This window comes from Streptomyces sp. NBC_00620 (genome assembly GCF_026341825.1).
GTDB lineage: Bacteria > Actinomycetota > Actinomycetes > Streptomycetales > Streptomycetaceae > Streptomyces.
In genome coordinates this window covers 960,137-978,438 of the sequence record NZ_JAPENY010000003.1, presented here as the reverse complement: position 1 = coordinate 978,438, position 18,302 = coordinate 960,137, and the positions used below count along the sequence as shown (strand labels likewise).

Annotated in this window: 16 protein-coding genes and 3 pseudogenes; 5 read left to right on the top strand and 14 right to left on the bottom strand. The window is 70.4% G+C overall.

Annotation, left to right across the window (positions count from 1 at the left end):
- Nucleotides 1–347: 347 nt before the first annotated feature.
- From OG246_RS35665 to OG246_RS42850, 10 genes are all read right to left on the bottom strand, one after another.
- Nucleotides 348–2,129 carry an FAD-dependent oxidoreductase gene (locus OG246_RS35665; protein ID WP_266472867.1) on the bottom strand — a complete coding sequence of 594 codons (1,782 nt, stop codon included), beginning with the start codon at nucleotides 2,127–2,129 and terminating at the stop codon, nucleotides 348–350.
- A complete protein-coding gene (locus tag OG246_RS35660) occupies nucleotides 2,129–2,389 on the bottom strand; it encodes a UBP-type zinc finger domain-containing protein (protein WP_266472865.1) in 261 nt (86 codons plus the stop codon). The genes OG246_RS35665 and OG246_RS35660 overlap by 1 nt, the downstream gene beginning before the upstream one ends.
- A gap of 6 nt (nucleotides 2,390–2,395) precedes the next feature.
- A complete protein-coding gene (gene trxA, locus OG246_RS35655; protein WP_266472863.1) occupies nucleotides 2,396–2,854 on the bottom strand; it encodes a thioredoxin in 459 nt (152 codons plus the stop codon).
- Complete coding sequence (clpB, locus tag OG246_RS35650; protein WP_266472861.1) at nucleotides 2,851–5,490, bottom strand: ATP-dependent chaperone ClpB; 2,640 nt, start codon at nucleotides 5,488–5,490, stop codon at nucleotides 2,851–2,853. Before clpB ends, trxA begins: the two co-directional genes overlap by 4 nt.
- Nucleotides 5,481–5,849, bottom strand: a complete 369-nt coding sequence (locus OG246_RS35645) for a chaperone modulator CbpM (protein ID WP_266472860.1) — start codon at nucleotides 5,847–5,849, stop codon at nucleotides 5,481–5,483. The genes clpB and OG246_RS35645 overlap by 10 nt, the downstream gene beginning before the upstream one ends.
- Nucleotides 5,849–6,784 (bottom strand): J domain-containing protein, encoded by a 936-nt coding sequence (locus OG246_RS35640; protein ID WP_266472858.1) that lies wholly within the window; start codon nucleotides 6,782–6,784, stop codon nucleotides 5,849–5,851. The genes OG246_RS35645 and OG246_RS35640 overlap by 1 nt, the downstream gene beginning before the upstream one ends.
- 6 nt (nucleotides 6,785–6,790) lie before the next feature.
- Nucleotides 6,791–7,375: a nucleotide exchange factor GrpE gene (gene grpE, locus OG246_RS35635; protein WP_266472857.1), complete on the bottom strand. Its 585-nt coding sequence runs from the start codon at nucleotides 7,373–7,375 to the stop codon at nucleotides 6,791–6,793.
- Between the two features lie 10 nt (nucleotides 7,376–7,385).
- The gene (gene dnaK / locus OG246_RS35630; RefSeq protein WP_266472856.1) at nucleotides 7,386–9,293 is read right to left on the bottom strand and encodes a molecular chaperone DnaK; all 1,908 of its coding nucleotides are present in this window, start codon (nucleotides 9,291–9,293) and stop codon (nucleotides 7,386–7,388) included.
- A 68-nt stretch (nucleotides 9,294–9,361) separates the two neighbouring features.
- Entirely contained in the window at nucleotides 9,362–9,613 is a 252-nt protein-coding gene (locus OG246_RS35625; RefSeq protein ID WP_266472855.1) for a hypothetical protein, read from the bottom strand.
- A complete protein-coding gene (locus OG246_RS42850) occupies nucleotides 9,538–9,852 on the bottom strand; it encodes a general stress protein (RefSeq protein ID WP_323178380.1) in 315 nt (104 codons plus the stop codon). The genes OG246_RS35625 and OG246_RS42850 overlap by 76 nt, the downstream gene beginning before the upstream one ends.
- A gap of 252 nt (nucleotides 9,853–10,104) precedes the next feature.
- Between OG246_RS42850 and OG246_RS35620 the strand changes: the two genes are divergently transcribed.
- Complete coding sequence (locus OG246_RS35620; RefSeq protein WP_266472853.1) at nucleotides 10,105–11,865, top strand: CdaR family transcriptional regulator; 1,761 nt, start codon at nucleotides 10,105–10,107, stop codon at nucleotides 11,863–11,865.
- A 367-nt stretch (nucleotides 11,866–12,232) separates the two neighbouring features.
- A pseudogene (locus OG246_RS35615) lies at nucleotides 12,233–12,442 on the top strand (Hsp20/alpha crystallin family protein); the annotation flags it as partial.
- Between the two features lie 613 nt (nucleotides 12,443–13,055).
- Here OG246_RS35615 and OG246_RS35610 read toward each other — a convergent pair.
- The gene (locus OG246_RS35610; RefSeq protein ID WP_266472851.1) at nucleotides 13,056–13,196 is read right to left on the bottom strand and encodes a hypothetical protein; all 141 of its coding nucleotides are present in this window, start codon (nucleotides 13,194–13,196) and stop codon (nucleotides 13,056–13,058) included.
- Nucleotides 13,197–13,198: 2 nt separating this feature from the next.
- On the opposite strand from OG246_RS35610, the pseudogene OG246_RS35605 reads away from it, so the two are divergent.
- The 3 genes and pseudogenes from OG246_RS35605 to OG246_RS35595 all read left to right on the top strand — a co-directional run.
- Nucleotides 13,199–13,363, top strand: a pseudogene (locus tag OG246_RS35605) (sugar ABC transporter permease); the annotation flags it as partial.
- Nucleotides 13,364–13,365: 2 nt separating this feature from the next.
- A pseudogene (locus OG246_RS35600) lies at nucleotides 13,366–13,918 on the top strand (carbohydrate ABC transporter permease); the annotation flags it as partial.
- 30 nt (nucleotides 13,919–13,948) lie between these two features.
- Entirely contained in the window at nucleotides 13,949–14,767 is an 819-nt protein-coding gene (locus OG246_RS35595) for a sugar phosphate isomerase/epimerase (protein ID WP_266472849.1), read from the top strand.
- 3 nt (nucleotides 14,768–14,770) lie between these two features.
- On the opposite strand, the gene OG246_RS35590 is transcribed toward OG246_RS35595, so the two are convergent.
- Genes OG246_RS35590 through OG246_RS35580 form a run of 3 tightly spaced genes read right to left on the bottom strand, consistent with a single transcriptional unit; the run spans nucleotide 14,771 to nucleotide 18,261 of the window.
- Nucleotides 14,771–15,982 carry an LLM class flavin-dependent oxidoreductase gene (locus OG246_RS35590; RefSeq protein WP_266472848.1) on the bottom strand — a complete coding sequence of 404 codons (1,212 nt, stop codon included), beginning with the start codon at nucleotides 15,980–15,982 and terminating at the stop codon, nucleotides 14,771–14,773.
- The gene (locus OG246_RS35585; RefSeq protein ID WP_266472845.1) at nucleotides 15,979–17,346 is read right to left on the bottom strand and encodes an NtaA/DmoA family FMN-dependent monooxygenase; all 1,368 of its coding nucleotides are present in this window, start codon (nucleotides 17,344–17,346) and stop codon (nucleotides 15,979–15,981) included. The genes OG246_RS35590 and OG246_RS35585 overlap by 4 nt, the downstream gene beginning before the upstream one ends.
- Nucleotides 17,347–17,358: 12 nt before the next feature.
- Complete coding sequence (locus OG246_RS35580; RefSeq protein WP_266472843.1) at nucleotides 17,359–18,261, bottom strand: fumarylacetoacetate (FAA) hydrolase; 903 nt, start codon at nucleotides 18,259–18,261, stop codon at nucleotides 17,359–17,361.
- Between the last annotated feature and the right edge of the window lie 41 nt (nucleotides 18,262–18,302).

Here is an 18,302-nt window from a genome sequence, read left to right as displayed (position 1 = left end):
GCTGCTACTGGACCTGGACAAGATCACTGCGGGATTGTCGAAGACCTGGTCGGGGTTTCCGCGGGACTGGGATCGCTCGCTGCGGTCGGGGAATTACCTGGAGACCACCCGGTACAACTACCTGCTGGCGGCCGCGCAGTTGGGCCGCTACCTGGGGGACTGTTCGCCGTATCCGGAGGTGCCTAATCTGGATATGGGCGGGAGAACGCCCTCTACCTCCACTCACAGGGGTGGAACGTCATTGCCAAGGGGCCTGTCCTGCATTCCGCCACCACGGTGGCGCCGGACGGGCGTGGCCATTCCCCTCGCCGCATTCTCCGTCTTGTGATCTCGTCGCCCGCTGGGTGTCACGCGAGCCAAGCGGACTCCTTCGGACGGATGTGCGGGGAGCTGTCGCTGCCGCCTGGCGCGGCCGTGTGGTCCAGGTAGCGGTGCACGAAGTGGATGCTCATCGCGCCTTCGCCGACCGCGGAGGCCACGCGCTTCACCGAGCCGCTGCGGACGTCGCCGGCGGCGAAGACGCCAGGCAGGCTGGTCTCCAAGGTCAGGCAGTCGCGGCCCTGGCTCTGCCATAGTTCGGGAACGGAGCAGGCTTGTGCCTCCGCGCCGGTGAGCACGTAGCCGCGTGCGTCGAGGGCGAGCGCGCCGGACAGCCACTCGGTGTGAGGGTCGGCGCCGGTGAAGACGAACAGGGCCCGCACCTCGAGGTGGCGGTGCTCGCCCGTACGGTGGTCGACCACGGTGACCGCCTCCAGCGCCTTGTCGCCGAGTGCCTCCGTCACCTCGGTGTGCAGCAGGACGCGCACCCGCGGGTGGCGCTCGATCTGATCGATCAGGTAGCGGGACATGTGCGCATCGAGGCTCGGCGCACGGACGAGCAGGTACACCTGCGGTGCGTACCCGGCCAGGAAGAGCACGGCCTGGCCCGCGGAGTTGCCGCCGCCGACAACCGCCACCGGGTCGGTACGGCACTGCTGGGCCTCGTAGACGGTCGCCGAGTAGTGGACGCCCGTGCCCTCCAACGGCTCGATGCCGGGCACATGGAGGCGGCGGTAATGGGCGCCGGTGGCCAGGACGACGGTACGGGCGGTGATCTCGCTGCCGTCGGCGAACCCGACGGCGTAGTGGCCGTCCCGCCGTTCGAGCCGGGCCGCCTCCGCCGGGACACTGATCCGGGCACCGAACTTGCCCGCCTGGAGCACCCCGCGCTCGGTGAGTTCGGCGCCGGAGATGCCGGAGGGGAAGCCGAAGCAGTTCTCGATGCGGGAGGACGTCCCGGCCTGGCCGCCGGTGGCCATCGCCTCGACCACGGTCGTGCCGAGGCCCTCCGAGGCGGCGTTCACCGCGGCGGCGAGACCGGCCGGTCCGGAGCCGACGATCAGGAGATCGTCGCGGCCGTTGCCCGACGGCAGGGGCGGCAGGCCGATCAACCGGGCCAGTTCGGCGTTGCTCGGATTGCGCAGCAGTGTCGTGTCCCGCCAGATCACCAGCGGCGTCTGCTCCGGACCGACCGCGAAGCGGCGCAGCAGCGCCTCGGCCTCCGAGTCCGACTCCAGATCGATCCAGCGGTGCGGCAGCCGGTTGCGGGCGGCGAACTCGCGCAGCCGCCGGGTGTCGGGCGAGTAGCGCGAGCCGATGATGCGGAAACCGGCGCCCTGTCCGACGAGCAGGGCACGGCGGCCCAGGCAGGCGCGCAGCACCACGTCACCGAGGGTGGAGTCCCGGGTCACCAGGTCACGCAGCTGGTCCATGGACAGGGCGAGGATCTCGCCGGGGTCCCTGACCACGGCGGTGTAGAAGGCCACCTGTCCGTTCAGGAGGCCGAGTTCGCCGATGAAGCGGCCAGGGCCGTGCACCCGGAGCAGGCGTTCACCGGGCGTGCCGTAGCCCTCGACGATGGCGACCGAGCCGCTGAGGACGACGTAGAACGTCTCGCACCGCTCGCCCTCCCGGATCAGCACGTCACCGGCGTCCACCGGGCGCCTGCGGCCATGCTGGGCCAGACGGGCCATCGTGTCGTCCGGCAGGCGGGGATAGGCGCCGTAGATGTCGGGGGTCTCGAAGGGGACGCTCTCCTCCGCCTCCTCCGGCACGGGCGCTTCGCCCGTCCGCGTCTCGTCGCCGGGCATCACACGAACGCCTCGTGGACGTAGCACCACCGCCAGTCCTCGCCGGGCTCCAGCGACGCCACGATCGGATGGCCGTCGGCGGCGGCGTGACGGCGGGCGTGCCGGTTCGGAGAGGAATCGCAGCAGCCGACGTGGCCGCAGGTCAGGCAGAGCCTGAGGTGGACCCAGGGGGAGTGCGTGGCCAGGCATTCCTCGCATCCCGGGGCGCGCGGGGTGACGGGGCGTACGAGGGCGAGGTGGGGGTCGGTCCGTACGGTCATGGCCGATCATCCTTTCCCGGCCGGTTCGCGGCCGGCGATCGACTGTTCCACCCACCGCCGCAGGGCAGGGGCAGGTGCGGCACCCGCCTGCCGGGCGATGGTCCGTCCTTTGTCGAGGACCAGCAGCGTCGGTACGGCCTGGACCTCGAACCGCCGCGCCAGGCGCGGGTTCTTGTCGATGTCGACCTTGACCAGCTTGATCGTTCCCGCGAGATCGGCGGCGACCTTCTCCAGCGCGGGGCTCACCATGCGACAGGGGCCGCACCAGGTGGCCCACAGGTCCACGACGACGGGCACGGTGGCCTGCTCGACGACCTCGGTGAAGTCGTCGTCGCCCGCGTCGGCCATCCACGGCAGAGGCTGCTTGCAGTTGCCGCACCTGGGACGGCCCTCGGCGGCCACGGGTACCCGGTTGGTGCGCCCGCAGTGCGGACAGGTGACGTTGGTGGCCTGCACGGTACTCATGCCGCCCTCGCTCCCTTCACGTCCTCGGGCCGGTCGTAGGTGACCACTAGCTCTGCGTGCTCGGCGTCGACGCGCACCGTCGCGCCGTCCTGGACGTCGCCGCGCAGCAGGGCGCGTCCGACCAGTGTCTCGACCTCGTGGGAGATGTAACGCCGCAGCGGCCGGGCCCCGTACACCGGGTCGTAGCCCTGGTGGGCGATCAACTCGCGAGCCGCATCGGTGAGTTCGACGGTGATGCGGCGTTGGGCGAGCCGCTGCCGCAGCTCGTCGAACTGCAGCTCCACGATCCGCTCGATCTGCCGCTCACCGAGCGGCTTGAACAGCACGATGTCGTCGACGCGGTTGAGGAACTCCGGGCGGAAGTGCCCGCGCAGCTCGCCCATCACCAGGGCGCGGGCGTCCGGCTTGATCTCCCCCTCGGCGGTGGCGCCGTCGAGGAGGTGCTCGGAGCCGATGTTGGACGTCATGATGATCACGGTGTTGCGGAAGTCGACCGTGCGGCCCTGTGCGTCGGTGATGCGGCCGTCGTCGAGGATCTGCAGCAGGGTGTTGAAGACATCGGTGTGCGCCTTCTCGATCTCGTCGAACAGCACGACCGAGTACGGCTTGCGGCGTACGGCCTCGGTGAGCTGGCCGCCCTCCTCGTAGCCGACGTATCCGGGCGGTGCGCCCATGAGCCGGCTGACGGTGTGCCGCTCCTGGTACTCGCTCATGTCGAGGCGGACCATGTTCTCCTCGGAGTCGAACAGGGTCCGGGCGAGGGTCTTGGCCAGCTCGGTCTTCCCGACGCCGGTGGGGCCGAGGAAGATGAACGAGCCGATGGGGCGGCGAGGGTCGCGGATGCCGGAGCGGGCGCGGATGATGGCGTCGGTGACGAGCTTGACGGCCTCGTCCTGGCCGATGACGCGCTCGCGCAGGATGTCGTCGAGGCGCAGCAGTTTCTCGCGTTCGCCCTCCTGGAGGCGGGAGACGGGGATGCCGGTCCAGGCGGCGACGATCTCGGCGATCTCCTCCTCGGTGACGACCTCGCGCAGCAGCCGGTTCTGCCCTTGTTTGACGGCCAGTTGCTCCTCCTCTGCGGCGAGTCGGCGCTCCAGGCCCTGGAGGCGGCCGTAGCGGAGTTCGGCGGCGCGGTTGAGGTCGTAGGCGCGTTCGGCCTCCTCCGCCTCGTGGCGGACCTGCTCCAGTTCCTGACGCAGCTCCTGCACGCGGCGGATCGCCTGCCGTTCGGCCTCCCACTGGGCGTGCTTGGCGTCAGCCTCGCCGCGCAGGTCGGCCAGTTCCCTGCGCAGTTCCTCCAGGCGGGCCTTGCTGGCGGGGTCGGTCTCCTTGGACAGGGCCGCGTCCTCGATCTCCAGGCGGGTCACCCGGCGGGTGATCTCGTCGAGTTCGGCGGGCATGGAGTCGATCTCCGTACGCAGCCGGGCACAGGCCTCGTCGACGAGGTCGATGGCCTTGTCGGGCAGGAAACGGTCGGTGATGTAGCGGTGGGAGAGCGTCGCCGCCGCGACCAGCGAGGTGTCCTGGATCTTGACACCGTGGAAGACCTCAAGGCGTTCGCGCAGGCCGCGCAGAATGGAGATGGTGTCCTCCACGCTGGGTTCCTCGACCAGTACCTGCTGGAAGCGGCGTTCGAGGGCGGCGTCCTTCTCGATGTGCTGCCGGTACTCGTCCAGGGTGGTCGCGCCGATCATGTGCAGTTCGCCGCGCGCCAGCATGGGCTTGAGCATGTTGCCCGCGTCCATGGCGCCCTCGGCGGCGCCCGCGCCGACGACCGTGTGCAACTCGTCGACGAAGAGCAGGATCCGCCCCCCGGCGGCCTTGACCTCGCTCAGCACGGCCTTGAGACGTTCCTCGAACTCGCCGCGGTACTTGGCGCCCGCCACGAGCGAGCCCATGTCGAGGGCGAACACCGTCCTGTCGCGCAGGCCTTCGGGGACGTCGCCGCGAACGATGCGCTGGGCCAGGCCCTCGACGATGGCGGTCTTGCCGACGCCGGGGTCGCCGATCAGGACGGGGTTGTTCTTGCTCTTGCGGCTGAGGATCTGGGTGACGCGGCGGATCTCGGCGTCCCGGCCGATGACGGGGTCGAGCCGCCCGGCCCTGGCCTCGGCAACCAGGTCACGCCCGTACTTCTCCAGGGCCTCGTAAGCCACTTCGGGGTTGGCAGAGGTCACGCGCTGGTTGCCGCGGACCTGGGTGAGCGCGCCGAGGAAGGACTCCCGGGTCACGCCATGCTCCTTCAGCAGATGCCCGGCGGCGGTCGCCGAGCCCTCCTCGGCCAGGGCCAGCAGCAGGTGTTCCACGGACACGTACTCGTCCTTGAGGCGTTTGGCCTCCCGCTCGGCCGCGTCCAGCAACCGGGCGAGGCGCTGGGTGACAAAGACCTGGCCCGGCGTCGCGCCCGGGCCGGTCACCTTGGGCCGGCGGGAGAGCTCCTCGCGTACGGCCGCACGCAACTCCTTGGGCTCGGTGCCCGTCTGCTGCAGCAACCGCGGGATCAGGCCCTCCTCCTGGTCGAGGAGGGCGAGCAGCAGATGCTCGCCGTCGACCTCGGTGTGCCCCAGTCGGCCGGCGGCGCTCTGGGCCTCCTGCAGGGCTTCCTGGGACTTCTGGGTCAGGCGGTTCATGTCCATGGTGGTAGATCACTCCTCATGCCTGCACGCCGCAGCGCGGCTTCGAGCAAGCTGATGTGGTCGAGCAGGTCGAGCACCAGACCGATGGATGCGTAGTTCAGGCACAGCCCTGTGCGCAACCGCTGGACGCGGGCCAGGGCGGCCGGAGCCGTGGGAGCGAACACCATCCGTCCGGAGGCGTCGAGGCCGGCGTCCACCAGTCCGAGGGCGACGAACCGACGGATCAGGTCGGGATGGAGGCCTGAGCTGCGGGCCACGGCCTCCAGGGAGAGCACGGGCACTGGCACGATCGCGTACTTCACGCCCACCTCGGTCGTGCGTGCGCGGGACGGGCGGGCCTCGGCCGGTCGGTCGCTCATCAGGTCCTCCTGGGGTCGAACGAGGAGACAGCGGCAAGTTCCTCCAGCAGCTCGCGCTCCCGGTCGCTCAGCCGTGGCGGCACCATGATCCGCAGCTCCGCGTACAGGTCTCCGTTCGCGCCGCGCGGGCCCGGCATGCCCTCGCCGCGCAGCCGCAGACGCCGTCCGCTGGAGGACCCGGCGGGCACGGTCACCTTCGCCGTGGCGCCGCTCGGAGTGGGCACCGGTACGGTCGCGCCCAGCGCCGCCTCCCACGGGGTAACCGGAAGCGTCACGTGGACGTCCCGGCCGTCGAGGCGGAACTCGGGGTGCGGCCGGATCCGCACCCTCAGGTACAGGTCCCCGGCGGGAGCGTCGTCGCCGCTCCCGCGCCCGCCCTCCCCGGCCAGCCGGATGCGCTGCCCGTCGGTGGTGCCGGGCGGCACGTCGACCTGGTAGCGCCGTTGCCCGGCCGGCCCGGCGAGGGTGACCGTACGGCGGCCGCCCCGATAGGCCTCCTCGACGGTGAGTGGCAGTTCGGCCTCCTGGTCGGCGCCGGGCACACGCATCCGCCCGGCACCGCCGAACAGCGAACCGAACAGATCCTCGACGTCGATCCCCTCGCCCTCGAAGCCTGCCGTGGAGTAGCGCGCCCGGGGATCGCCGCCAGCGGTCCACCGGAAGCCGCTGCCGGCTCCGGCGCCGGCGGCGACCCGCTCCTCCCAGTCTTCCGGGACCTTCCGGAAGTCCTCGCCGAAGCGGTCGTACCGGGCTCGCTGCTCCGGATCGGACAGGACGCTGAAGGCCTCGTTGATCTCCTTGAACCGCTCCTCGGCCTGGGGGTCCTTGTTGACGTCGGGGTGGTACCTGCGGGCCAGGGTGCGATAGGCCCGCTGGATCTCGTCCCGGTCGGCGGTACGCGGAACGCCGAGCACCTCGTAGAAGTCGCGTGACATGGACGGTCACTCCCGCTTGGCGACGGTCACGGCGGCCGGCCGCAGCTGCCGCTCGGCCTCCCCGTAGCCGGGTCGCACCACCTGGACCACGGTGTTCGGATCGGCATCGGGATCCTGGACCACGCCGACCACCTCGTGCCGGGACGGGTCGAACGCCACACCCCTCTCTGCGTGGCGCGGGTAGCCCAGCCGCTCCAGGACGTTCACGGCCTGGTCACGCACAGCCCGGACACCTTCGACAATCGCACCGGGGTCGGCGGCCGCGTGGCTCAGGGCAAGTTCCAAGTTGTCGATGACGGGCAGGAAGGCCGCAGCCGTACGGGCGCGTTCGGCCGCGGCCTCCCGCTCCAGCTCCCTGGCGTGGCGTTTGCGCAGGTTGTCGAGGTCGGCCAGGGCGCGGCGCCAGCGGTCCTCGGCCTCTCGCAACGCGGCCGAGGATTCGTCGTCGGGTGTGGCGCTGCCGGTTGCGGCGTCGGGCGACGGCTCGGCCTCCTCGGTCGGCGGTCGAGGCTGTGCAAGGTCCCCGCGCGGCGGCTGTACGGCGCCTTCCGGCGGCGGGTCGGGCTCTCGGCCCTGGGGTGGGATGGGCATGGCGGGCACCTCAGCCCTTGTCGAATTCGGCGTCGATCACATCGTCGCCGCCCTCGGCGCCGCCCGGCGCGGCCCCGGATCCGTCCGGTGAGCCGGTGCCCGCCGGACCGCCCGCGGCGGATCCCGCCTGGTGGGCCGCGAGCCCCGCGAAGACCTGCTGGAGTTCGGATGCCAGCGGCCGGACCTTGTCCACCCCGGCCTCGTTCTTGACCGCCTCGCGAGCCTCGGCCACCAGCATCTCGGCGCGGGCCTTCTCATGTGCGGGTGCGGCGTCGCCGAGCTCGCCGAGGCGCTTTTCGACCTGGTAGGCGATGGCGTCCAGTTCGTTGCGGGCGTCGACTGCCTCGCGCAGGGCCTGGTCCTGGCCGCGGTTGTGTTCGGCCTCCTGGACCATCCGCTCGACCTCGCTGCGGTCCAGGTTGGAGCTCTCGCTGATGGTGATGCCCTGCTCCTTGCCGGTGTCCTTGTCCCGCGCGGTGACGTTGAGGATGCCGTTGGCGTCGACGTCGAAGGTGACCTCGACCTGCGGCTCGCCGCGCGGCGCGGGGCGGATGTCGGTGAGCTGGAACCGACCCAGGACCCGGTTGTCGGCGGCCCTCTCACGCTCGCCCTGCAGGACGACGACGTCGACGGCGGGCTGGTTGTCCTCGGCGGTGGAGAAGGTCTCGGTGCGGCGTACCGGGATGGTGGTGTTCCGCTCGACGATCTTCGTCATCACGCCGCCGCGTGTCTCCACACCCAGCGACAAAGGGGTGACGTCGAGCAGCAGGACGTCCTTGACCTCGCCCTTGAGGACCCCCGCCTGGATCGCGGCACCCAGCGCCACGACCTCGTCGGGGTTGACACTCATGTTGGGTTCCTTGCCGCCGGTCAGCCTCCGCACCAGGGCCTGGACGGCGGGGATGCGGGTGGAGCCGCCGACGAGGATGACCTCGTCGATGTCGCTGTCACTGACCTTGGCGTCGTCCATGGCCTGCCGTACCGGGCCCAGGCAGCGCTCCACCAGGTCGCCGGTGATCTGCTCGAACGTGGACCGCATGATCGTCGTGGTCAGGTGCTTGGGCCCGGAGGCGTCGGCCGTGATGAACGGCAGGCTGATCTGCGTCTGGGTCACCGAGCTGAGCTCGGTCTTGGCCTTCTCGGCGGCCTCGAACAGGCGTTGCAGCGCCTGGGGGTCCTGGCGCAGGTCGATGCCGTTCTCCTTCTGGAAGCCGTCGGCGAGCTGGTCGACCAGCCGGCGGTCGAAGTCGTCGCCGCCCAGATGGCTGTCGCCCGCCGTGGACCGTACTTCCACCACGCCGTCGCCGACGTCGAGGATGCTGACGTCGAAGGTGCCGCCGCCCAGGTCGAAGACGAGCACGGTTTCGTGCTCCTTCTTGTCCATGCCGTAGGCGAGAGCGGCCGCGGTCGGCTCGTTGATGATCCGCAGCACTTCCAGGCCGGCGATCCGTCCGGCGTCCTTGGTAGCGGTGCGCTGGGCGTCGTTGAAGTAGGCGGGCACCGTGATGACCGCCTCCGTGACCCGCTCTCCCAGCTGCTTGGAGGCGTCGTCGGCGAGCTTGCGCAGCACCTGCGCGCTGATCTCCTCGGGCGCGTAGAGCTTGTCGCGCACCTTGAAGCGGGCGGCGGCGCCGTCTCCCTCGACCACGTCGTACGCGACGGCCCTGGCCTCTTCGGAGATCTCGTCGAAGTGCCGGCCGATGAACCGCTTGGCCGAGTAGATGGTGCCCTTGGGGTTGAGGATCGCCTGGCGGCGGGCCAGCTGGCCCACCAGGCGCTCGCCGGTGTCGGTGAAGGCCACCACGGACGGTGTCGTGCGGTTGCCCTCGGTGTTGGGCACGACTGTCGGCTCGCCGCCCTCCCAGACGGCGATCACCGAGTTCGTGGTGCCCAGGTCGATGCCTACTGCCTTGGCCATGAGGAACTCCTTCCGCGACGGACGGTCCCCGTTTGCCCTCGGGGTCGCGCCCGGTCTTCCGCATTCGCTCAGGTGGCGGCGGGACCGCTCCGCGGGAGGCCGCCCTTCCGAGCCCCGCTGCTGGTGCCGGTCCCGCTGCGCAGCTCGGCCGGCAGCTGCACCGCCTCGTCGGTGGCGACGTCGTACCGGCCGGGCTGCGTGCAACTCACCGGGGCGAAGTCCCGGCGGCCACGCTGGGCCGCGTTCACCAGCAGGCCGGACAGAGCGCCGACGAGTGCTCGGAGAACCAGCCCGTACAGGGCGAGTAGCAGTCCCGACACGAGCAGGTCCAGCCGGTTGAGCAACCCGGAGACCCCCCGATCGGTGCCCCGCTCGCCGCGCCGTGCAGCGCGGCCCCGCCATGTCCCATGCGGCCGGTCATCTGCTCCACCAGGCGCACGTCCTGCCTGATGGCCGGCCTCTGGACCGGGAAACCCGGATCGGAAAGGTGATCGACGGCGCGTTCAGCCTCTCGGTAGGTCGTGTACGAGGCGATGGTCCTGCGGGCCTCCTCGTCCATCAGCCAGTCCTTCCTGCCATGGCCACCGATGCTCCAGGCGATGCCTGACAAGCCCAGAGTGGCAAGAGAGCAGCGCGCTCCGCCTGCACCCGGCAGGTCGGAAATCGACGCAGCCGGTCGGTCCACGAGAACAAGTCCCAAATTGGGACAAGTCGCATTTCCTTGCCTAGGCTGGGTGCTCAGGGCTTGCCCAGGCGTGGATCCCGCAACTCGCTCGACGGCCTCCGATGACCGGGGGAAATGGAGTGATCTATGGCCCGCCATCCGTCACAGAGGCTGTCCCCTCACGTCTCCGACCAGGAAGTGGTGCGCCACCCGAGCAACACCGCAGGCACCGAACGGCACGACCCCCGTCCGCTCGCGGCGCTGGACCCACACGGACTGCTGGTGCTGTCCCACACCCTGTTCACCTGCGCGGAGCAGAGTGAGATCGTGCGGTTGGCCATGCGGCATGTCAGTGCCCTTGGGTCCTATCACGCCGAGGCCGGATACCTCGCGACGGGCGACGGTTTGTCCCGCGTACCCGGCCATGACGCGGGAGCATCAACGGTCGACGACACACAGATGAAGGAGTTGGGCGAGGCCGACGGCTCCGTATCCCTTCCAGAGCGGTCCTGGAACTGGGCGTTCGGCCTGCGCGGAGTCGGCGGTCTGCTCGGCTACATCGTGGTTTCCTCCCACTCCCGGCCTGATGAGCATGGGCACATCCTCCTCTCGACCCTCATGGGGCTCACATCGGTGGCCCTGTCACTGGCGGGCACGCGCACCGTGCACCACGACGACGTCGGCGAACTGAGCCGACTCCGCACCGAACGGGACACCGCACTGCGGCAGTTGGACACAATGCGCTCCGAGCTGAATCTGCAGAGGACCGTGCACGAGACTCTCGCCCGTGTCACTGCCCGGGGCGGCGGCGAGGACGCCATCACCCAAGCGCTGTACGAGCTCACCGGGCTGCCGACGCTCATCGAGGACCGGTTCGGCAACCTGAGGTCCTGGGCCGGTCCCGACCGGCCCGACCCGTATCCGGTGCGGTCCCAGACCCACCAGGAAGAGATGCTGCGGCAGGTCGCGCGCGAAGCGGGCCCGGTCAGAGTCAAGGACCGGCTGATCGCCCTGGCCCGGCCGCGCGGCGACGTCCTCGGTGTACTCGCCGTCGAGGACCCCGAGGCGACGGCCAACGAGCACACCATGTTCGCCTTGGATCACGCCCAGCGGTTGCTGGCCCAAGAGCTCATGCATATGCGCGAACTCACCGAGGTCGAACTGCGACTGCGGCGCCAGCTGATCGACGACCTGTTGGAGGGTACTGACGGGAAGAGCGCCTACGCCCGGGCCGAAGCCGTCGGCCATGACCTGCGACGCACCCATTATGTCGTCGTGGTGCATTCGCCGGGCAACGCAGCAAGCGACTGCTTCGCCCGTGCTGTCGAGCAAGCGACGGCCACGACAGCGGCCCGTCCGCTGATCACCCGTCGCGGCGACCAGGTGGTTCTGCTGACCGAAGCGATGCCCAACCACGATGCCGTACACGCGGCGCTGGCCCATGAGCTGGTGACGCCCGACGGAGCGATCGGGGTGAGCACCCGCTGCGACTCTCCGGACAGCGTTCCCCGTTGCTATCAGGAGGCACTGCGGGCCCTGGAGGTGCGGCAGAACTCCCGCCAGCGCAGCGGGACGACGTTCTTCGACAACCTCGGGCTGTACCGGATCCTGGGACCCGGCAACGATCTCCAGGAGCTCGAAGGCTTCGTGCGAGAGTGGCTCGGCCGGCTGATCGACTACGACGCACGGCACGACACGCAGTTGGTGGAGACGCTCACGCGCTATTTCGACTGGGGAGGCAACTACGATGACGCGGCTGTCGCGCTGACGGTCCACCGCAGCACCCTGCGCTACCGGCTGCAGCGCATCCGTGAGATCAGCGACCGGGACCTGGCGGATGTGGACACCCGGCTCAATCTGCAGGTGGCAACGCGCGTCTGGAAGATCATTCTGTGTGGCGGGCGCTGACCGCGGACACCCGGAGGGCCGGCGTTGCGGGTCGGCCCGGCACAGAGTCGATGTCGACCAGTCCCCCCGGCCGGCCCGGCGATTCGAGGTACAGGCGGTGCTCACCCTGCTGTTGCTCCGCAAAGGGCAGGCCATCCCCCGGAGGGGCGGCGCGACACCCGCGGACGTCCTGCGCCCGTGGGTCGAGCAAACCCTCCCCGGACACCGGCCCGGCCCGCCTCCGCAAGGGGCATGAGGACTGTCCAGGCCGGCCTGCGCCGGTTCGTCGACGGCGCCGACCGGGTGCTGATGTCCACTGCCGCCGGGCCCTCCACGCCGTCACGGTTTCCAGGGCGGCGGGCACGGCCGGCCACCCTGAACTGGGCTTTCACCGGATGGTGCACAGTTGATCGCGGCCGAACGCCCGACCGGGACGTGCAGCCGTCAGCTGTTCCTCGGCGACAGCCTCGACACTGAGCGGATCGACGCCTCGTACGCCGCCGGGGTCCTTACGCTCCGCATCCCGGTGGCCGAGCAAGCCAAGCCGCGGAAGATCCAGATCTCGGGCGGCGAGCCTCCGAAGCAGATCGACGCGTGAAACGGGCTGCACCCGGTTCCCGGCAGGAGCCCTCGCTCTGCACTGCCGGGGCCGGCAGCCGGCCCATCTCGTACACGCACCGGCAGACCCCGGATCAGGCTTTGAACCCGTACACCACTTCCCAGGACGCAACCCGCGGCCGCTGGGAGGGTAGGGGCTCGACGAAGATGTTCCTTTGAACGACTCGCACTGCCAGATGGGGTCTCGACGGCATGTTGGCCAGAGTCGCCGCAGAGTGTAAGGAACGTATACGTGTTCCGAATTGCTGGCTCTTGGCAAGCGAGACGATGGAAAGGTCAGAGTTCGCTGCGGTTCCCTCGATGAGCGGAAGTCGAGGCGCGAGGCGGTCCGGCGGAGGCCTGAGTGCACAGACTCTTTTACTCGGCTGAGTACGCTGGACACTGACCTCGAAGAGCGCCCCATCGCACGCCGCTCAAGGGCTCCGCAACTGGGGGTCAAGGGGTCGCAGGTTCAAATCCTGTCGTCCCGACGGTGCGAAGGGTCTTCGCGGGCGAGAGCCTGTGGGGGCCCTCTTCGTGTGGGTTGTTTCCGATCTTCGGGGTTGAGTACGCCGCTCAAGGCGCCTCTACTCGGAGGCCGGCGAAGATCCCCGTCACTCGGGCGTGTCCGGCGCGCCCGACATGAGCCGGTGGACCACCGTGGTCACTAGGTCGGTGCCCGCGCTGATGTCCTGGTCGTTCGTGGACTCGCCCTCGTTGTGGGAGAGGCCCTCGATGCTGGGCACGAACAGCATGATCGGGACCGTGGCGGCAACTGCAGATGATCACCCTGCCGCTGCTGTCGTCGGTCAACAAGGTGCTGGTCCTCGTGATGTTCCTGCACACCTTCAACGACTTCAGCACCCCGTTCGCTCTGTTCGGCGGCTCGGCACCGCCGGCGGGGGGCCTGATCTCCGTGCACCCCCGCTGTACGTCATGCTCGCCTCGTCGCTGAAGACACTCCCCGACGTACAGGGCGAGGTCACCTGGATCCCGTTCTCGCCGACGATCCAGTCCTTCATCGACATCTGGCACACCGTGCCGCTCGCGCAGTACTTCGGCACCCGTACCGGGCTCATCGTCACGTACCTGACCTTCTCGTTGCCGTTCGCGGTGTGGATGCTGGTCCGGTACTTCGACACGGTTCCGCGCGACCTCGACGAAGCGGCGAAGGTGGACGGCGCAGGACCGCTGCGCACCCTGCTGCAGGTCATCGTGCCCGCCGCGACCGGGAATCGTCGCCGTGTGCATCTACGCGTTCATGACGGCCCGGGGCGAAGTGCTCTTCGCCTCGGTCCTCACCGACACACAGACCCGCACACTGGCCGTGGGCCTACAGGCCTACTCGACCGAGGCAAACGTCTACTGGAACCAGGTCATGGCCGCCTCGCTGGTCGTGTCCGTTCCGGTGGTCGCCGGATTCCTGCTGCTCCAGCGCTTCCTCATCACCGGATTCACCGCCGGTGCGGTGAAGTGACCAAGTGGCCCCGACAGATTGGAACTTGGCATGCCGGCCATCGGCTTGCAGCTCTACACGTTGAAGAACGTCTTGGAGGACCGTCCCGCGACGCTCGCCAGGATCGCCGACCTCGGGGTGACCTCGGTGGAGCCCTTCCGTCTCGGCCGCAGCGAGCTGAACCGTGCCGCGCGCCTCGCCGAAGCACGCTCACTCAAGGCCGACATCGATGCCGCCGGCCTCACGGTCTCCTCGACCCATGCCCGGCTGCCCGACGCGGAGGATCCCGGCTGGTTCTTCGAGGAGATGGCCGAGGCGGGCGTGCCCATCGCCATCGCCTCCACCCCCGAAGCCCTCCCCGGGTTCACACGTGACGCCTTGGTCTCGGCCGACGGGGTGGGCCGGTACGCCGACCGGCTCAACGCCCTGGCCGAGGCGGCGGCCGCCCACGGTCTGCGGGTCGGCTACCACAACCACGACTGGGAGTGGACCCCGATCGAGGACGGCCGCTACGGCTACGACGTGCTGTGGGACGCCCTCGACCCGTCGGTCGTCGCCGAGGTCGACCTCTACTGGGCGCAGACCGCGGGCCAGGTCCCCGCCGAGGTGGTCGCCAGGCTCGGCGAGCGCGTCGAACTCGTCCACGTCAAGGACGGCCCGGCGGTACGCGGCGAACCCCAAGTCGCCGCCGGGCAGGGCTCGGTGGCCCTGGCGGACGCGCTCGACGCCGGCCGGGACTCGATCCGCGTGCACATCATCGAGGCGGACGGCATCGCCGAAGGGGCGGACATCTTCGACCTGGTCGGGGAAAGCGTGGCTTGGCTGAAGGAGCGGCCGGGCGGAGAACGGGATCGCCGGCTGCCAGTGTGATGGTCAACTCACGTGCGCGTAACGGCTGTTCGGGCGTGCCAGACCCAGGTGTCCGCGCAAGGTCGTGGCGTCGTACGCGGTGCGGAACGCGTCGCGGCGCTGCAACTCCGGGACCAGGGCACGGGTGATCGCGGCGAGGTCGTGCGGCAGGGCGCCGGGGCGCAGGCGGAAGCCGTCTAGGCCGGCGGTGCGCCAGTCGAGCAGCAGGTCGGCGAGGTCGCCGGGCGTGCCCGTGAAGATCTCGGCGTCCGAGGCGAGTTCGGCGCCGTCCAGCGCGTCCAAGGAGGCCTTGCGGCGGGCGGCGGCGCCCGGTTCGTCGTCCAGGAAGACGAGCAGGTCCGCGAACTGCTTGAGCGGCCGGGCCCGTACGTCCCGGCCCACCGCCGCCACCGCCTCGTCGACCTGCCCGAGGATCGCCCCGGCACCCAGCCGGTCGTGCGGGGTCACGAACACGACATCGGAGGCGTGCGCCGCGAACTCGTACGGCGTCGAGGCGTGCGCCAGGCTCACGACCAGCGGCTGGCCCTGCGGCGGACGTGGCGTGATCGAGGGGCCCTTGACGGTGAAGTGCGGGCCCTCGAAGCCGATGTGGTGCAGCTTGCCGCGGTCGATGAAACGGCCCGTCGCAGTGTCCCGTATCTCCGCGTCGTCCTCCCAGCTGTCCCACAGCCGCCGCGCCACCTCCACCACGTCGACGGCCTCGGCGAACAGCGGTCGCAGCCGCGCCGCGATCAGTTCAGGGTCGCGCACATCGTCGTCGGTCAGCTGCGGTGTCGTACGGCGGCCGAAGTGGGCGGCGTCTGCGGCGCGTGCGGAGATCTGCGGGCGCCAGCCGGCCCGGCCCTCGGCGGCGTGGTCGAGGGTAGCGATGCCGATGGCGAGGTGGAACGGCTCGGTGTGCGTGACGTTCGTGGTGGGGACCAGGCCGATGTGCGTGGTCAGCGGGGCCAGATGGGCCGCGAGCAGCACCGCGTCCAGCTGGCCCCGGACCTGGTCGACGCGGTCGTCGGGGCGATGGAAGGCCGCGGACTGCGGGCCCAGGGCGTCCTCCAGGGTGACGAAGTCGAGGAGGCCCCGTTCGGCCTCGGCCACCAGGTCCGCCCAGTATCCGGGCGTGAACAGCTCGCCGGGCCGGGCGCCCGCGGCGCGCCAGGCCGCCGGATGCCAGCCGGCGCCGTCCAGGGCGGCGGCGAGGTGCAGCGGGGTGCCGGTCAAGAGTCCTCCTCGGTGGACGTACGGGTGCGCGGGCGCAGGCCCAGGTGGTCCCGGAGCGTCGTCCCCGTGTAGTCCTCGCGGAAGACGCCCTTCTCCTGCAGCAGCGGCACCACCCGGTCGACCACGTCGTCGAGGCCGCCGGGCGTCAGATGCGGGACGAGGACGAAGCCGTCGGCCCCGTCGCTCTGCACGAAGTGGTCGATGGCGTCGGCGACGGTGCGCGGGCCCCCGACGAAGGTCTGGCCGCCGTGGACCTCGATGACCAGCTCGCGGATGCTCAGCCCCCGCTCCTCGGCCAGCTTGCGCCACCGCCGTGCCGTTTCCTCCCTGCGGCTGCTGTTGCGGAATACCGAATGCCCCTTCAGGAGCTGGGAGTCGGGCTCCGGGTCGACGTCGGGCAGCGGCCCGTCCGGGTCGTACGCCGACAGGTCACGGCCCCACACCGCCTCCAGGTGGGCGATCGCGGTCCCCGGGCTCACCTGGGCCCGGGTGATCTCCTCGGCGTATGCCACGGCCTCCGCGTCGGTGTCGGCGACCACAGCGGTGGCCGTGGGGACGACCAACAGGTCCTCGGGGCGGCGGCCGTAGCGGGCCAGGCGTCCCTTGACGTCCCGGTAGAAGGCGCGGGCCTCGTCGAGCGTGTTGTACTTGCTGAAGATGACGTCGGCGTCCCGCGCGGCGAACTCCCGCCCCGCGTCGGACTCCCCGGCCTGGATGACCACGGGGTGTCCCTGCGGGCCGCGCGGCGTGTTGAACCGCCCCGAGATGTCGAAGTGGGGCCCCCGGTGCGCGAAGGCACCCGCGCCGGAGCCGGCGAACTCCCCGGCCCGCGCGTCCGCCCGTACCGCGTCGTCGGCCCAGCTGTCCCACAACGCCCGTGCCGCACGCAGGAATTCGGCGGCCCGGGAGTAACGGTCGGCCTCGGCGAGGAAGCCGCCCCGGCGGAAGTTCTCGCCGGTGAACGCGTCGAAGCTGGTGACCACGTTCCAGGCCGCCCGCCCGCCGCTGAGGTGGTCCAGGGTCGCGAGCCTGCGCGCCACCTCGTACGGCTCGTTGAAGGTGGCGTTGACGGTGGCGGCCAGTCCCAGCCGGTTCGTGACGGCGGAGAGCGTGGCGAGCATCGTCAGGTTCTCCGGGCGGCCCACGACGTCCTGGTCGTAGAACTCGCCCTTGTGCTCGCGCAGTCGCAGTCCCTCGGCGAGGAAGAAGAAGTCGAACCTGCCGCGTTCGGCGGTCTGCGCGAGCCGTACGAAGGAGTCGAGGGCGATCTGGCTCCGTGACCGCGGGTCGGACCAGACGGTCACGTTGTGGATGCCGGGCAGCTGCGCCGCGAGGTGCACCTGTTTTCTGACGACCGCGGTCATGGGGCCTGCCTCTCAGACGAGGGGAGCGGGGGAGACGTACCGCACCGTGTTGTCGAAGGCCACGCCGTGGCTCTTGACGTCGATGGCGATGCGGTCGCCGTCGGCGATCCGGAAACCGTCGTGGAAGCTGGCCTCATCGGCGCCCAGGAGAACGTAGTTGACCAGTCCGGGCCGGCGTACCGCGGGGAACGAGAACAGGTGCTCCGCCATGTCCCGGATCCGGAAATACAGGGCGTCGTCGCCGCAGTCGAAGCTGCCCTCCCAGGCGGTCGCGCCGTCCCGCTCGATGGTGACCCGGCCGGTCACCGAGGCCGGCGGCTCGCCGAGGAACAGCCAGGGCGTGAGGGCGGTGTCGCACAGCTTGCAGTACGGGTTGTAGCCGGGGTCCTGGCGGTGCAGGCCGATGTCGCACAGGTCGTTGCCGAAGGTGTAGCCCGCGTAGTGCGGGGTGCCGTCGGCGTCGTTGACGTAGACGAGGGCGACCTCGGGCTCCTCGATGAGGGCGACCGGGTTCGCGGGCACGGTCAGCGGCTCGCCCGGCAGCCGCACCCAGTCGCCGAAGCCCTTGAAGAACCACTTGGGCGGCGTGAACTCGCCCTCCGGGGCGCTCTTTCCGCCCCACTTCTTCTTGTGCGTGCCCATGAAGCCGCTCAGCAGGGCGTTCCCGGTGGCCGTCGGCAGCAGCGGCGGCAGCGGCCGCACCTCCGGGTCGCCGACGGTGACGGTGACCGTCTCGGCGCCTTCGGTGACGGCGGCCTTGATCGCGTCCGCCGAGCCGTCGGTGGCGATGAACGCCGCCGCGAGCTGCCCGTCGGCGACCCGGTACAGGGTCTGCTCGGTGCCCGGCTCGGGGAGGCCGAAGCCGACGTGCCGTTCGCCCTGGTAGAGGGCCTCGAAGAGGATCGGGTCAGACATGGGGAAGGTTCTCCTGGGCTCGTGGGAATTGGGAATGGGGA

Bases quoted from the DNA above. Each gene is read 5' to 3' on its own strand.
- OG246_RS35665 (WP_266472867.1), bottom strand. From the start codon at position 2,129: ATGCCCGGCGACGAGACGCGGACGGGCGAAGCGCCCGTGCCGGAGGAG.
- OG246_RS35660 (WP_266472865.1), bottom strand. From the start codon at position 2,389: ATGACCGTACGGACCGACCCCCACCTCGCCCTCGTACGCCCCGTCACC.
- trxA (WP_266472863.1), bottom strand. From the start codon at position 2,854: ATGAGTACCGTGCAGGCCACCAACGTCACCTGTCCGCACTGCGGGCGC.
- clpB (WP_266472861.1), bottom strand. From the start codon at position 5,490: ATGGACATGAACCGCCTGACCCAGAAGTCCCAGGAAGCCCTGCAGGAG.
- OG246_RS35645 (WP_266472860.1), bottom strand. From the start codon at position 5,849: ATGAGCGACCGACCGGCCGAGGCCCGCCCGTCCCGCGCACGCACGACC.
- OG246_RS35640 (WP_266472858.1), bottom strand. From the start codon at position 6,784: ATGTCACGCGACTTCTACGAGGTGCTCGGCGTTCCGCGTACCGCCGAC.
- grpE (WP_266472857.1), bottom strand. From the start codon at position 7,375: ATGCCCATCCCACCCCAGGGCCGAGAGCCCGACCCGCCGCCGGAAGGC.
- dnaK (WP_266472856.1), bottom strand. From the start codon at position 9,293: ATGGCCAAGGCAGTAGGCATCGACCTGGGCACCACGAACTCGGTGATC.
- OG246_RS42850 (WP_323178380.1), bottom strand. From the start codon at position 9,852: ATGGACGAGGAGGCCCGCAGGACCATCGCCTCGTACACGACCTACCGA.
- OG246_RS35620 (WP_266472853.1), top strand. From the start codon at position 10,105: ATGGCCCGCCATCCGTCACAGAGGCTGTCCCCTCACGTCTCCGACCAG.
- OG246_RS35610 (WP_266472851.1), bottom strand. From the start codon at position 13,196: ATGCTGTTCGTGCCCAGCATCGAGGGCCTCTCCCACAACGAGGGCGAG.
- OG246_RS35595 (WP_266472849.1), top strand. From the start codon at position 13,949: ATGCCGGCCATCGGCTTGCAGCTCTACACGTTGAAGAACGTCTTGGAG.
- OG246_RS35585 (WP_266472845.1), bottom strand. From the start codon at position 17,346: ATGACCGCGGTCGTCAGAAAACAGGTGCACCTCGCGGCGCAGCTGCCC.
- OG246_RS35580 (WP_266472843.1), bottom strand. From the start codon at position 18,261: ATGTCTGACCCGATCCTCTTCGAGGCCCTCTACCAGGGCGAACGGCAC.